Source organism: Psychrobacillus soli (genome assembly GCF_006861775.1).
GTDB classification, from domain to species: domain Bacteria; phylum Bacillota; class Bacilli; order Bacillales_A; family Planococcaceae; genus Psychrobacillus; species Psychrobacillus soli.
The window spans coordinates 1-13,239 of record NZ_VDGG01000021.1; the positions used below are offsets into that span (position 1 = coordinate 1).

Sequence of the window (13,239 nt, forward strand, 5' to 3'; positions counted from 1 at the left end):
TCTTTCTCTGTAAAAACTATTTTACTCATAATCTTCCCCTGTATTTTCTTTATTTTTTCTAATTATACAAAAAAGTACCCTATAGGTAGACCTTTTTTTAAGTGTCTACTCTATAGGGTACATTTTACAAGGAAAGCCTTTTTCTTGTTATCTACTTGCTTTTGCTGGAAAATAGCGATTTTTCAATCGAGTAGACATAATCTCCAAAACAACTGCTAGCAATAAAATCATATAGGTAATTAACCCAACTTCACGCATGTCAAAGTAGAATCCAGATGCCATGAACAATTCAAATCCAATTCCTCCTGCTCCAGCTGCTGCTCCCATTGCGACTGCTACAGAGAAATTAATCTCGAATCGCAAGAACGTCCAAGATAACAAATAAGTAAAAGTAGATGGTAAAACCGCATGTGTGACGATATGCCACCAGTTAGCACCGGTCGCAGTCAGAGCTTCCAGTATCCCTTTATCTACTTCTTCAAAAGCCTCTGAAAATGCTTTGACCAAGTAAGCGATGGAATGGAAAAGCATACCTAGAACAGCTGCTTCACTTCCGAGTCCTGCTGCGATTGCAAAAATAAGAACCCATAAAACAGTCGGTACCGCACGAATGAAGGCTACGACAATTCGTACCGTCTTGGAAATCCATGGATTAGATAGATTCGTTGCCGCCATTAAGGCTAGAAAGAATGCGATAACTGCGCCAAGAATCGTTGCTAGGAAAGCTAACCCAAGGGTAATCCCTACTTGATATATTGCTTCACCCCAAGTGAAATGGCTTAAAGCAGGCTCTAAGAACATTGTTTTCAAGTTATAAGCCGTTTCTGGGATAGCTTTAGTTACATCCAGTCCTGCATAATTGAAGAAGAAAAAGGCTAGTATTGTTAGAATCGATAGAGTGATGATTGTCCCGGTCATCACTTGCTCCACTTTATTCCCCGATTTAATCGAAATTCGACCGTTTGCTCTTCGTTTGACATAAGAGGTAGTGGCTTCCATTATAGGATCACCTTCCGTATTCTGTTTGACATAAGCTCAATAATAATTACGGAGATGACGATTGTAAAAGTAACAAGTGCTACTGCATTATAGTTAAGCGTCTTATAATACAAATCAAAAGAATATCCAATTCCCGTCCCTGTTAAAATGCCAACTAGTGTGGCGCTTCGGATGTTCGTTTCAATCATAAACAAAATCCAACTGATCAATTGAGGTAGACATTGAGGAATAACCGCTTTGAAGACGATCTGAAAGTAAGTAGAACCTGTAGCTCGGAGCGCCTCCACTGCACTATGACTAGCTTCATCTATCGTTTCAATAAATGCTCTCGTTAAAAAGCCTAAGGAACCTACAAATAGTGCCAAATATCCTGTCATCGAATTTTGACCAAATGATAAAAGGAGTATTAATGCCCAAGCGACTACTGGAATATTTCGTGCAACAGAAGCAACAAATCGAGCAAATACACCTAGAATACTACTAGTACCAGTCGTTTTAGAGCCCATTAACCCTAAGAACAAAGAAAAGACTGTCGCTGTTGTTGTTGCTGCAATAGACATGAGAATAGTTTCGGCTAATTTCTCTAGTATTTTCGGCAATCTCTCAAACGTTTCTGGAGTTACATACAAATTGGAAAATATCCATGTAATGGCATTCGGTAATGTTGCAATCCCATGAACAATGTTAAAATTCGTAATGTCAGATGCTAAATACGTAAAGACAATAATAATCGCTACCCAAATAATTGTTTGCCATTTTCGCTGGCTCCGCATTGCTTTTTCATTCACGTTTAGTTGCCCCTCACACAGTGACTAGCTTTCTAGTCTCTACCGTTTTTGTTCCATAAATTTCATCTGTATTGTCAGCAGTAAGCATGAAGCTTGGACCATCAAATACAACGTTGCCTTTACTTAAACCAATAATTCGATCCGAATAACTACATGCGATTTCTACTTGATGGAGATTTACGATACACGCAATATTTAATTCTTTCGTAATCGATTTTAAGTAGTCCATAATAACTTCAGAAGAGTTTGGATCTAGTGAAGCGATTGGTTCATCACAAAGCACAACTTTTGGTTCCTGAATGAGAGAACGGGCGATACCAACTCGTTGCTGTTGGCCACCACTTAACTGATCGCATCTTTTATATGCATGATCTGCAATACCTAACTTTTCTAATAGAAAAAATGCATGCTCTTTTTCAAACTCAGTAAATCGATTAAATACACCTTGTAGCGTCGTTTTATATCCTAAACGACCATGTAATACATTTTCAATAACGGATAAGCGTGGTACGAGGTTATAATGTTGGAAAATCATTCCGATATTTGTGCGCATTTTACGTAATTCTCTTTTGTTTAAACTTCCCACATCAAGGCCATCAAAAATGATATTTCCTTCATCGATTTCAACCATTCGATTAATGCATCGTAGTAATGTCGATTTTCCTGCTCCAGATAGACCAATAATCGAAACGAATTCTCCAGCTTCTACTTCAAAACTAACATTCTTTAACACTCTCGTTTGTGGATTATAAGATTTACCTAGGTTTTTCACTTGTACTAACGCCACGCTATTTACCTCCTTTTTTGTAAATTAGAGCATGCACTGTATAACATGCATGCTCTAATTTTTCAAAAATATCGTTCATCAGTTAGAAAGTTCCCGGATTGGATTGAACCATGCATCTTCCACTTCTGCGAATCTTTCATTTTCCGTTTTGAAGAATAAACCTGGTTCACCAGAATCTTTTGGAACAAAGATTTGTTTATTGTTTGCAATTTCATCAGAAGAGAATAATTTTTTTAATGTATCGTAATCTTCTTGACCTAATGCATCTAAGTTCGCTGCGAATGGTGCGTTTAGTACTGGTGTCACGGACATTAAGATAAATTCTTTTCCAGTTACTGTGTTAAAAGGTTCTGCTGCATCGTCTTTTACTTTATAAACAGCTCCTACTTTATTTTCTTCTCCTTCTACAACTTCTACATAGTTTCCTACGCAAGTGTCACAGAAAGCCGCTACTTCTGAATTATTACTTAATAAGTTTACTGCCGAACCTTGATGTGAGTTACCGAATAATACTTGCGAGAAAAGCGGTCCGCCTTCCATTAAATCTTCCGGAACTAAATCCTCAAAGCCCGATTTTTCTGCATAATATCCAATAATTGATGAAGTTGGAACAACAAATCCTGATGTTGAACTATTCGATACGAAAGACATACTTTTTTGTTCTAACGTATCCAATGAAAATTCTCCGTCTACTTTAAAATCGTCTTGTGCATCTACATTTACAGCTAACCAGCTGTGGTATAATGCATCATCTAACGTACCTGATTTACCAGTAGGTACTACTAATGGTTGAATAGAATCATTTCCATTTTTTGCTTCAATATATCCTTGTGCTCCCATAAAAGCAAGGTCTGCATTATTATTGATTAATGTTTCAATCGCAATCGCATAATCTGTTGTTAATTGGTGTTCTACTGTTTTGCCTGTTGCTTCTTCAATTACTCGACCGATTTCATCACGTGATGATTTCATATCTGTCCCAGATTCATTTGGGTACCAAGCAATTTTAATAACGTCATCCACTTTTGCATCCTTAGCTCCAGCTGTTCCTTCTGAGCATGCTGATAATAATAGAGCAACTACTAAAAACAGGGTAATTCCAATCCAACTCTTCTTCATTAATAATTCTCCTTTTCGCAAAATAAAATGGCAGTGCAAAGTTGTTAGTTCACCTTACTGTTACATTGAACCATATTATTTTTTACAATTGTGGGAATTTACAGTAACTTTATATACTATTAACTTTATTTACACCAACTTTTTATAACTTTAAGAAGATTAGATGGGCTAGTAATCTCTCCAAGTTCGATGTTTGCTCCATATGTCCCGTGGAAATCCGTACCACCTGTCATGAACAGACCAAATTGCTGTGCTAAAGCTTCCACCTTTTGATGATCTTCGGTCGTGTGATCCGGATGATTTCGCTCGATTCCCCCTAAACCATAGGGCACAAGTTCTGGAATCAAATCATATGAATTTAGCTGACCAGGGTGTGCCAAAACAGCAATTCCCCCGTCTGCGACAATTGCTTTCACAGCGTCAACCGCATCGATATACACAACGTCCCCTGACGCCACACCATCACCCTTAAACAAGCTTTTATACAATTGCTTATACGCAGGTGATGTATAGTCTGAATCTATTAAATGATGCATAATATGCTGCTTATAAATAGTCTCTGATGGCCTAGCAGTTTCTGCAATTGCACTCAAATCTAGTTCGTATCCAGTTGCTTTAATTTGTTCGATTTGCCAAAGAGAATGCGCTTGACGTCGTTTCAGTAGCTCCTCACAAATAGTTTGGATATGCACTGCATCTGGATGGTAGTTATAGCCAAGTACATGTACTTTCCGATCTCTTTTAAAGTCATACGCTGAAATTTCAATACCAGCTATGACTTCAACTCCATATTTTTCACCGAGTTTGAGTACTTCAGATAGTCCTTTAACCGTATCATGGTCGACAAAACTAATTTGGGTGACGCCTCGTTCCTTTGCAAGTTTCATCACGGTTTCAGCAGTTTCTGACCCGTCAGAGTAACTACTATGCACGTGTAGATCAACTTTCATAACTTACTACTTCTTTCGTAGTCGTTAGTTGTCTTTTCTGCATGTCATACACTTTGTCACATAAACCGTCCATAAATTCGATATCGTGGAAGATTCCAACTAAAGTGGTGCCTTGGTTTTTAAGTTTCTCGATGATTTCTCGAACTTTTATTTTGGATTGTTGGTCTAGACTCGCAGTAGGTTCATCTAGAAGTAATAATCTAGGTTTCTTCACAGTTGCCATCGCGATGTTTAGTCGTAACTTTTCCCCACCGGAAAAAGTATTTGGATAACTATCCCATAGTTTTGGGTCCAATTCAAAATGAGCTAATGCTTTTTCTGCTTCTTCAAATGCAACTGCTTCCGACTCGCCCATTTCTAATAATGCATTCGTTACGAGCTGGCGGCATGTCGTTCTAGGCATCACACTTAAAAACTGGGATACATAGCCAATTTCGTATTTTCTCAAATACAACATTTGTCTTTCTGAAACCTGTGCCAAATCAATTTCCCCAAAGCGTTCGGAGTCGTACATAATTTTCCCTTCGTCAGGCAAATACGTTCGATAAATACTCTTTAGTATGGTGGACTTTCCACTACCACTCTTACCGACAATTCCGATGAATTCTCCTGCTTCCAACGAAAGATTAATACTTTGGATAGCATTCATCGTTTTTCCTAAATGATGAATGGTGAAACGCTTGCCAAAATCCACTATTTCTAGCATCGCCATATGGCTATCTCCTCATTTCATTATTTAATCCGGTAATTGGTCGTCGTGATTAACACACCATTGACCATTGTTGCAGTCAGCATTGGGTACCCATCTTCCATTCTTTCAATGACAAGAATGTCAGCTTTTTTCCCAACTTTTATCGAGCCTAGTTCATCATCCATACGTACTGCTTTCGCAGGATTAAGCGTAACCATCATGAACATTTTGTGTAAATCATTCCCGTATTTTTCATGCAAATCAAATATGGCATGGAGTAGCGCTGCAGGGTAATAATCACTGCAAAGAATATCCACACAATCATGCGAAATAGCTTCTGCAGCAGATAAGTTTCCTGAGTGCGAGCCTCCAAGTAATACATTTGGTGCACCCGCAATTGTGTGTAAGCCGATTTCTTTTGCTTTTCTAGCAACTTCCAGCGTAATAGGAAATTCACTAATCGTGGTTCCGAATGATTGCACTAATGCTAATTTTTTTATGTCATCATCGTCATGAGAGGCAACCGCAATCCCCTTAGATAAAGCAATATCCGCCACTTCTTTTATCTTTTCAATCGTTAAAAATTCTGTACTTTGTCGTTCCGCAATGAGCACATTTACATCATCATCTGATATATTGCGATACCCTTTTAATGTTTCACGGTACACTTCTAAATTACGATATTGCCCCTGACCAGGAGTGTGGTCCATAAAGGATAGTAAATGCACTTTGCCATCTTCGATATTTTGGACAAGACTATCCACTTCATCAATATTGTCTATTTCAAAACGCGCATGTAACCGGTGTCGTATTAAATGCAATTCATTATGCGTCGCATCAATTGCATCTACCATTCGTTGAATATTTTTCGGATTTCGCATCGGTTTATGGGTAAACACATCTTCTTTGTAAAAAGAAAGAGAATGGAACATCGTTGTAATTCCGTGACTGATCAATATCTTTTCTGCTTCTCTTAAACTAATATTGAAATCCATCATGCTCGTTGGTCTTGGTGATGCAATCGTTTCAATATAATCCGAATGAATATCAATGAAACCAGGAGAAATATACCCACCTCTTGCATCAATCAGTTCTGCATTAGAAAAACCGGATACTTCTTCCTGAGGAATAATCGCCTCAATGATCTCTCCCACAACTACGACAGCTTTCCCTTCAATAATTCCTTCTTCTGTTATAACTTTTCCGTTATGAATAATATACAAAGTAGTCGTTCCTCCTATAATAATGAGTAAACTAATTGTTGTGTATACTCATGTTGTGGGTCTTCTAACACTTGATCTGTTAAGCCTTCTTCGATAATTTTTCCGTTCAGTAAAACAACAGTCCGGTCTGCTAGCATGCGAATAACAGCTAAATCATGCGATACGACAATCATACTAATACCTAAATCACGTTGGATTACTTTGATTAAATCGAGTACATTCGCTTGTACAGATAAATCTAGTCCTGTCGTTACTTCGTCTAAAAACAGAATAGGTGGATTGTTTGATAATGCTTTCGCAATTTGAACACGTTGCTGCATCCCACCAGAGAAGTTTCTCGGTTCTTCTTTCATACGATGCAACGGGATGTGCACATTTTCTAACAGCTTTTTGCTCGTCTCTTCCATTTGTCCAACATTTCGGTTTCCTGCCGCGATTAGTTTCTCAGCGATATTACCGACTGAAGAAAAATTCATTTTCAAACCTTGCACTGGATTTTGATAAACCATGCCATACACATGATTTCGGATGGAGCGCTTTTGCTGAGCAGACATTTCAAATACATTATTGCTCACCAATTCGGGTGTGTTGATATATGCTTCTCCTGATGAAACTTCGCTATCAAAATACAAGCATTGCATCATCGTCGACTTTCCACTTCCACTTTCTCCGACAATCCCTAATATTTCTCCTGGATACAAGTCGAATGAAATATTTTGGCAAGCATATACAGTGCCACAACTTTTGCAAAAGTTTTTCACTAGTTTTCTAGTTTCCATTTGCCGGCATTCTACACACCCTGTACCGAATTGCTTCTGTAGATTTCTAACTTGTAATATTGGTTCTTCATGCATAGCTCGTCTGCACCTCAACTTCTTCTTTCTTATTCAACTGATCTATACAGAAGCTTGTATCATTGCATTGATAAATCGTTTCTCCTGTTTGCGGATCGATAAGTTCGTCTAAAAAGACATCCGTTGAACCGCATAAGTGACAATCCTTACCTTCGAAAGTTTCAACCGCAAATGGATAATCTTCAAAAGCAAGCGATTCTACATTCGTATAAGGTGGTACTGCATAAATTTTCTTTTCTCGCCCTGCTCCAAGCAGTATTAACGCTTCCGATTCGTGCATTTTTGGGTTATCGAATCGCGGTATGGGACTCGGAGCCATTACATATCGATCATTTACATAAACCGGATGGTCTGCTCCAGTAGCTGTTTTGCCATACTTCATAATTTGTTCGAATAACATGAGCCAAACTCCACTATAATCATCTTCTGCATGCATGCTCTTTGTCTTTAACTCGCTTGCTTCCACTGGGCGAAGGGGTTCGGGCATTGGCACTTGCAAGACGATAATTTGGTCTTCGGTTAGCGCCACTTCAGGTATACGGTGTCTCGATTGGATAATGCTCGCTTTATCCGTTTGTTCAGTTAGCTCTACACCGGTTGTTTCATAAACTAGTTTTTTTATGCTAACGGCGTTCACCGACTCATCTGCACCTTGATCAATTACTTTCAGCACATCGGATTTTCCGATGATGGAAAGCGTAATTTGCAAACCACCTGTCCCCCAACCTCTTGCAATCGGCATTTCCCTAGAAGCAAATGGCACTTGATACCCAGGAATTGCGACAGCTTTCATAATCGCACGGCGAATTTCTTTTTTAGATCCTTCATCGAAAAAAGCAAAATGCGTATTAGGCTTCAACTTCCTGCACCCCTTTCTTCACTTGACGCACACTATCCAGTTTGGATTGGAACGTCACATAATGTGGTAATTTCAAATGGGAAATAAACCCTGTCGACTCTACAGAGTCAATATGCAATAAAACAAATTCCTCATCATGTGTAGGAAAATCAGCTTCCGGATGCTCAAGGCATTGATCTAAAATACTCATCGCAATCGCCTTCGTTTCATTTTGCCCGTAGCAAATACCGTAGCCAATTTCAAATTGTAGTTCATATTCATTGTTGGCATTTTTCACTTGCGTTGGGACGAATGATTCCACTTCGGTTACTTTAATGTCTCCGATATAATAGTCATCCTCCATGTCATCTGGATGCCCTACATAAATTGGAACAGCACCGACTCGCACTTCCCCAACTGTTGGGTGCACTTGCCCGTATCCTCTGAGCGAGGCATACCCAAGAGACGTGACAGCTCCTGTTTGTCCTCTTGTCATCACTTGCAGTCGCTCACTTCTAGTGGAAGGAAATTGTAAACTTTGTTTAGTAATATCTTTAGGAGCTGTATTGTTTTCCTCGTATTTTTCAAACAGCCCTTCTTCGCGTAAATAATCGACTACTTTAGGGAAATATTTCACTTCATCGAAATTTTCTACCTGCTGCAATTCCATTTCATAATTGTGTAACCACCGCTCAACACTTTCCGAACTTTCGTCTATCAAATCAAAATCTAATAATCTATGCGTATAATCATAAGTCGCACCTAATAGTTGGCCACCCGGGATATCTTTAAAGCTTGCGGAAATACGACGTTCAACTAGCATTGTTTCCGGTTCCACCGTCTTACTGTAATAAGGGCGAGGCAATGTAGATCGATGTGCTCGCATAAGGAAAACGGCTTCTTCCATACTTCCTTCCGCTTGTTTAATCGCAAGTGCCGCTAAGAAAGGTGAATATAAACTGCTTTCGGACATTACTTGATCAATCATTCCACGCATCGTGGATATAATTGTCTGGATTTCTATTATTTCATTTCCTTTAAGACGCTCGTATTTTAAACGTTTGATAGAAGCATCAATTGCTTCCGTACCACCTTTTACTGGAACGTAACCCATTAGCGCACCTCCTTCATTTCCACTGAAGTTGTACGAGGAATGCAGACAACTTGGCCGCTCTCATCCGTAATAATCAAGTCAATGCCTAGTGGATATTCCTTCGTTCGTACGTTTCTTGCTTGCCACAATGACGAGGTTAAACTCGTATGTAATTCGGCTGTATTTTGTATGCCAGGTCCAGTTAATGTTAGTTCGCCCACATTAGATAGGGGTGAACTTTCCATAATCCAAATCGACGACTGTTGTGGATCTATGAGTGTGCCATTTTTACATTGAGAAAATGCATGTTGAATGGACTCTTCTGTATCTTCCCGTAAAATAATGATAAAATCTGCTTCGTTAATCGGTGCAAATTTTGAAGATGTGTATGCGGAAATTTTATCTATTAAGTTTTGTTGGTCTGTTGAAAGAATATGAAAAGTCACTTCCGCATCTAAAAATGTCATTGCACTTAAGAATGTTGCATGAAAGCACGAGAGGTCGAAATCTACTTTTCTTGTGTTATCAGCTAGCGAAGAAATTGTGCCTGGTCGCGACATACTATGCAATATTTTTCTGTAAACTTGTTGCAAATCATGTACTTGATCAATAGCCATACTATCCCTCCTTATTTCGTTAGACTTCCATCGTTTCAAAGTTAACTTTCGTTTTGAAAAGCTCTGCTTGTTTTCTCACAAGCTCTTTTGTGATTTGTTTTTCCGCTTCGATTAGCTGCGGTTGCCACGTAATGGTTTCTGGTAATTCTGCTTTATATGCTGCATCGATTATTGCGAGATGTTTGGCAAGTTCATCTTCCATGCCTGCAACGATTCCTATTCCGATGCAATTATTTATCTCCACTTTTGCTTCCGTTATAAGGACTTCCCCTATATAAAATAAGGAGTTTTTAGCGGACTCTCGCATTTTGATCATCGTTAATCCATATTGCGGTGCGAGAATTTCTTTGCATTCATATACATCTATAATTGTTTCCGCTAGCTTTTCTGCTAAGTGGCCATTTTCTTGAATGAGAATTTCGGTTCGTCTTCTTCTTTTCATAAAGTTGAATCCTCCTTTGCAAGTTCATCTTAACTTGTCGCCAAGTTGCTGTGTTTTAAGGTATCGTAAATGTTTGTAAATTTGCTTAATAATTGGACTTGGTAGGTTGGCGTAATTGCCGTTATTTAGGGAAAATACTTCATATACATCGTCATCTCACTTCAAGTAAACCTTTTTCATTGAGAATTGGTTGCTTTCAACAGTAATTTGATTGCTCTCAGGATTGATTTGATTGCTTTTCAACTAGAATTGGTTACTGTTAATGACTTGTTGGTTGCCCTAAGCCATTTACTGGATTCATCAATAGAGAAACTACACATTTTTTTAGGACTTATTAACAACGATTTGCTACACAACGTTAAAAAGCAGGTAAAGGAATAATTTCATCCTTTACCTGCTTTTGGTCAATCCATCGTAATATCATATTTAAATTTATCGCTTCGATACAGTATTTTCGTATGTTCGAGCACTTTGTTTGAAGCTAAGTCGATACAATCACTTTCCACGACGATGAGCGGCACCATACTTTTACAAGAGAGTAATTGTTGTTCATCCGAAGTTGGAAACGTAATACTTAACAAGCTTTTTTTACTGGCAAATTCGTTGTATCCGAGCTTTCGATAGTAAGTAAACATCGACTCGATCTTTGGACCATCTTCCACAATTTCCGGGAACATCTTATCACACACATAGGAAATGTGAATGGCAATTGGATCTCCGTTAATATAGCGAATTCTACCTATTTTATAGACGTTATCCTTTTTGCTTGCGTTTATATTTTGAAAGAGTTGATCATTATACGCTATTTTTTCGCAGAATATATTCTCTGTTTTTAAATCATATCCTGCTTCTTTCATTTTATCTGTAAAACTCGTTTTTCCTGTTAAATGCAATTGGATTTGAGTGGATGCTTCTTTTAAATATCGACCTTTTCCATGCACCGAGTAAATATATCCACGTTCTTCTAGTTTTGTTAGAGCATTTCTTACCGTCATTCTTGGCACTTTATATTTGGTCGTGAGTTCGTTTTCAGAAGGTAGTTTTTCTCCATGCTTCATTGTTTTTGAAACGATCTGATGCATGATGTCGTCGATAATTTGTGTCTCCATATCTGCTGATATAAGAATCTCCTCCCTATGGATGATATCTTATATTTTACTACAAAAAACACTATATTATCATTCTTCTATCGTGTACATCAGTATCATTTCAATTAATACAACAACACCAAATATAGTTGCAAGCTTTCCTTTATCTGAAAAATATAAAGCTGCTACGGCTAGAGCAAATATAATAGATTGAAGAATAATTCTTAATGGAATTGACACTGGAATGGAAGCTTTTGGAGCAATAAAAGTACCCCAAAAAACCGCTATTAGAAGTGGTGTTCCTAATCCTAGTAAACTATTTATAAGCAATCCACGATTCATTTGAAAACCCCAATAGGAAAAGGCAGCAAGTGCACATAATTCCATTAGAAAAAACAGTCCAAATACCGTATATTGAACAATTAGCACGATTAAATCCCTCCGTGTTTTTTCTCTGCTTTTCGAACATATTCTTCTAACTGTTCAGCAGGGTTAAACACTGAGCTACCATGGCATACTTCTAATCGTTTCGGTTTTAATTTCTCTACAATGGCAGCACTATTTACTGCTTCATCCATGAAAGGGGTGAACATAGGAGGATGTAGCTTTCCTTTTTTAGAATTAAAAAGGTCACCAGCTAACAGCACTTGATCCTTTTCGTGATAATATACAACATGACCCGGGGAATGCCCTGGAGTCAAATATGGTATCAGTCCATCAACTGATTGCAAGTTTCCAAACTCGTCTTCTGAGAGCGGTTTAGTTAATTGTTTAGGTAAATTGTATTCCATTTTTTTTCGTTTTGGATATAGAAGTTCCCCTTCCAAATGAGGAATTTCAATTTGGTGCGCATATACCGGCACTTCATTTTCAGTCAAGATCGTCTTTACCGCTCCAACATGATCTACATGACCATGAGTCAGGAGAATTCGTTTCAAAGGTCCGGCATTCAGTTGTTTAATAAATTTCATTATTCCTTTTGCCATCATCGGCATCCCGGCATCTACTAACGTCACCCCGTCCTCATCTACGACTACCCACACATGAATAGGAATTATCATCCACGTTTTTAAACTCCAAATATGTTCAGAAATCTTTTCTGCTTTCATTGTCATATCCCCTTACTTTAATTTTTCTTTGAAGCCTAATAAAAGAATTTCAATAGCAATGTCAAACGTTGGCGTCAATCGCTCCATTAATACATCGAGCGGTTCATGCTGATACGAATAAGTACTTAAAATACCATTCAACTGATAGTAATAAATGCGAGATAAGGTCAATAATTGTTCCTCATTTGAAATAGAAAGGCATTCTCGAATAATTAGCTTCATAAGTGAAAAAATTTCCAATCGTAGTTTGTTGATTGCCAGTTCTGGCACCTCTTCATCTACCCTTGAAGACTTTGCGTTGAAAAAAATATCGTACATATTTCGATTCTGTAGGCAAAAGTGAATATACTCTAGACTAATTTTTTTTAATTTATCTTCCGCAGATAACGTATTCATCTTTGAAATTTGTTGTAATTGCTGATTTAATTCCAGCAGAGATGGCATCGATAGCTCGTGAAGCAATGCTTCCTTGTCTTTAAAATAAAGATAAATGGTTGTATGTGAACAACCCGCATCCTTTGCAATTTCCCGTATTGTTACAGCATCGTATCCTTTTGTAGCAAATAATTTTCCGGCTGATTCTAATATTTGTTTTTTTGTTTCTTCAGAACGTTGCTCTTGTTTACTTTTCATTTACATCA

The 13,239-nt window shown here is 38.0% G+C and carries 16 protein-coding genes; all 16 read right to left on the reverse strand.

The features are described from left to right. Positions 1-147: 147 nt before the first annotated feature. The 16 genes from FG383_RS11390 to FG383_RS11465 all read right to left on the reverse strand — a co-directional run bounded on the left by FG383_RS11390 (position 148) and on the right by FG383_RS11465 (position 13,231). Positions 148-999, reverse strand: a complete 852-nt coding sequence (locus FG383_RS11390) for an ABC transporter permease subunit (RefSeq protein WP_142607514.1) — start codon at positions 997-999, stop codon at positions 148-150. After that, on the reverse strand, positions 999-1,787 hold the full coding sequence (gene phnE, locus FG383_RS11395; RefSeq protein WP_142607515.1) for a phosphonate ABC transporter, permease protein PhnE: 789 nt from the start codon (positions 1,785-1,787) through the stop codon (positions 999-1,001). The genes FG383_RS11390 and phnE overlap by 1 nt, the downstream gene beginning before the upstream one ends. Positions 1,788-1,800: 13 nt before the next feature. Next, complete coding sequence (phnC, locus tag FG383_RS11400) at positions 1,801-2,574, reverse strand: phosphonate ABC transporter ATP-binding protein (protein ID WP_142607516.1); 774 nt, start codon at positions 2,572-2,574, stop codon at positions 1,801-1,803. Positions 2,575-2,652: 78 nt separating this feature from the next. Next, complete coding sequence (locus FG383_RS11405; protein WP_142607517.1) at positions 2,653-3,693, reverse strand: PhnD/SsuA/transferrin family substrate-binding protein; 1,041 nt, start codon at positions 3,691-3,693, stop codon at positions 2,653-2,655. Positions 3,694-3,818: 125 nt separating this feature from the next. Beyond that, the gene (locus FG383_RS11410) at positions 3,819-4,643 is read right to left on the reverse strand and encodes a PHP domain-containing protein (protein ID WP_142607518.1); all 825 of its coding nucleotides are present in this window, start codon (positions 4,641-4,643) and stop codon (positions 3,819-3,821) included. Further along, complete coding sequence (gene phnL, locus FG383_RS11415) at positions 4,633-5,355, reverse strand: phosphonate C-P lyase system protein PhnL (RefSeq protein ID WP_142607519.1); 723 nt, start codon at positions 5,353-5,355, stop codon at positions 4,633-4,635. The genes FG383_RS11410 and phnL overlap by 11 nt, the downstream gene beginning before the upstream one ends. Before the next feature lie 20 nt (positions 5,356-5,375). Next, positions 5,376-6,557: a phosphonate metabolism protein PhnM gene (gene phnM, locus FG383_RS11420; protein WP_142607520.1), complete on the reverse strand. Its 1,182-nt coding sequence runs from the start codon at positions 6,555-6,557 to the stop codon at positions 5,376-5,378. 14 nt (positions 6,558-6,571) lie between these two features. Beyond that, positions 6,572-7,411, reverse strand: coding sequence for an ATP-binding cassette domain-containing protein (locus tag FG383_RS11425; RefSeq protein WP_142607521.1), 840 nt, complete (start codon positions 7,409-7,411; stop codon positions 6,572-6,574). Then, positions 7,404-8,270, reverse strand: coding sequence for an alpha-D-ribose 1-methylphosphonate 5-phosphate C-P-lyase PhnJ (locus tag FG383_RS11430; RefSeq protein ID WP_142607522.1), 867 nt, complete (start codon positions 8,268-8,270; stop codon positions 7,404-7,406). The genes FG383_RS11425 and FG383_RS11430 overlap by 8 nt, the downstream gene beginning before the upstream one ends. After that, on the reverse strand, positions 8,260-9,363 hold the full coding sequence (locus FG383_RS11435; RefSeq protein WP_142607523.1) for a carbon-phosphorus lyase complex subunit PhnI: 1,104 nt from the start codon (positions 9,361-9,363) through the stop codon (positions 8,260-8,262). The genes FG383_RS11430 and FG383_RS11435 overlap by 11 nt, the downstream gene beginning before the upstream one ends. Next, positions 9,363-9,959, reverse strand: a complete 597-nt coding sequence (phnH, locus tag FG383_RS11440) for a phosphonate C-P lyase system protein PhnH (protein WP_142607524.1) — start codon at positions 9,957-9,959, stop codon at positions 9,363-9,365. The genes FG383_RS11435 and phnH overlap by 1 nt, the downstream gene beginning before the upstream one ends. A 19-nt stretch (positions 9,960-9,978) precedes the next feature. Beyond that, a complete protein-coding gene (phnG, locus tag FG383_RS11445) occupies positions 9,979-10,401 on the reverse strand; it encodes a phosphonate C-P lyase system protein PhnG (RefSeq protein WP_142607525.1) in 423 nt (140 codons plus the stop codon). 404 nt (positions 10,402-10,805) lie between these two features. Then, complete coding sequence (locus tag FG383_RS11450) at positions 10,806-11,510, reverse strand: GntR family transcriptional regulator (RefSeq protein ID WP_185907916.1); 705 nt, start codon at positions 11,508-11,510, stop codon at positions 10,806-10,808. Between the two features lie 69 nt (positions 11,511-11,579). Next, positions 11,580-11,918, reverse strand: coding sequence for a YrdB family protein (locus FG383_RS11455; protein ID WP_221887524.1), 339 nt, complete (start codon positions 11,916-11,918; stop codon positions 11,580-11,582). Between the two features lie 2 nt (positions 11,919-11,920). Continuing rightward, positions 11,921-12,598, reverse strand: coding sequence for an MBL fold metallo-hydrolase (locus tag FG383_RS11460; protein WP_142607526.1), 678 nt, complete (start codon positions 12,596-12,598; stop codon positions 11,921-11,923). A gap of 12 nt (positions 12,599-12,610) precedes the next feature. Continuing rightward, the gene (locus FG383_RS11465; protein WP_142607527.1) at positions 12,611-13,231 is read right to left on the reverse strand and encodes a TetR/AcrR family transcriptional regulator; all 621 of its coding nucleotides are present in this window, start codon (positions 13,229-13,231) and stop codon (positions 12,611-12,613) included. Positions 13,232-13,239: the final 8 nt, after the last annotated feature.

Excerpts from the sequence above, each read along its gene's own strand:
- FG383_RS11435 (WP_142607523.1), bottom strand. The coding sequence starts at position 9,363 with ATGGGTTACGTTCCAGTAAAAGGTGGTACGGAAGCAATTGATGCTTCT.
- phnL (WP_142607519.1), bottom strand. The coding sequence starts at position 5,355 with ATGGCGATGCTAGAAATAGTGGATTTTGGCAAGCGTTTCACCATTCAT.
- phnG (WP_142607525.1), bottom strand. The coding sequence starts at position 10,401 with ATGAAAAGAAGAAGACGAACCGAAATTCTCATTCAAGAAAATGGCCAC.
- FG383_RS11405 (WP_142607517.1), bottom strand. The coding sequence starts at position 3,693 with ATGAAGAAGAGTTGGATTGGAATTACCCTGTTTTTAGTAGTTGCTCTA.
- FG383_RS11390 (WP_142607514.1), bottom strand. The coding sequence starts at position 999 with ATGGAAGCCACTACCTCTTATGTCAAACGAAGAGCAAACGGTCGAATT.
- FG383_RS11410 (WP_142607518.1), bottom strand. The coding sequence starts at position 4,643 with ATGAAAGTTGATCTACACGTGCATAGTAGTTACTCTGACGGGTCAGAA.
- FG383_RS11465 (WP_142607527.1), bottom strand. The coding sequence starts at position 13,231 with ATGAAAAGTAAACAAGAGCAACGTTCTGAAGAAACAAAAAAACAAATA.
- FG383_RS11425 (WP_142607521.1), bottom strand. The coding sequence starts at position 7,411 with ATGCATGAAGAACCAATATTACAAGTTAGAAATCTACAGAAGCAATTC.
- FG383_RS11460 (WP_142607526.1), bottom strand. The coding sequence starts at position 12,598 with ATGAAAGCAGAAAAGATTTCTGAACATATTTGGAGTTTAAAAACGTGG.
- phnH (WP_142607524.1), bottom strand. The coding sequence starts at position 9,959 with ATGGCTATTGATCAAGTACATGATTTGCAACAAGTTTACAGAAAAATA.
- FG383_RS11450 (WP_185907916.1), bottom strand. The coding sequence starts at position 11,510 with ATGGAGACACAAATTATCGACGACATCATGCATCAGATCGTTTCAAAA.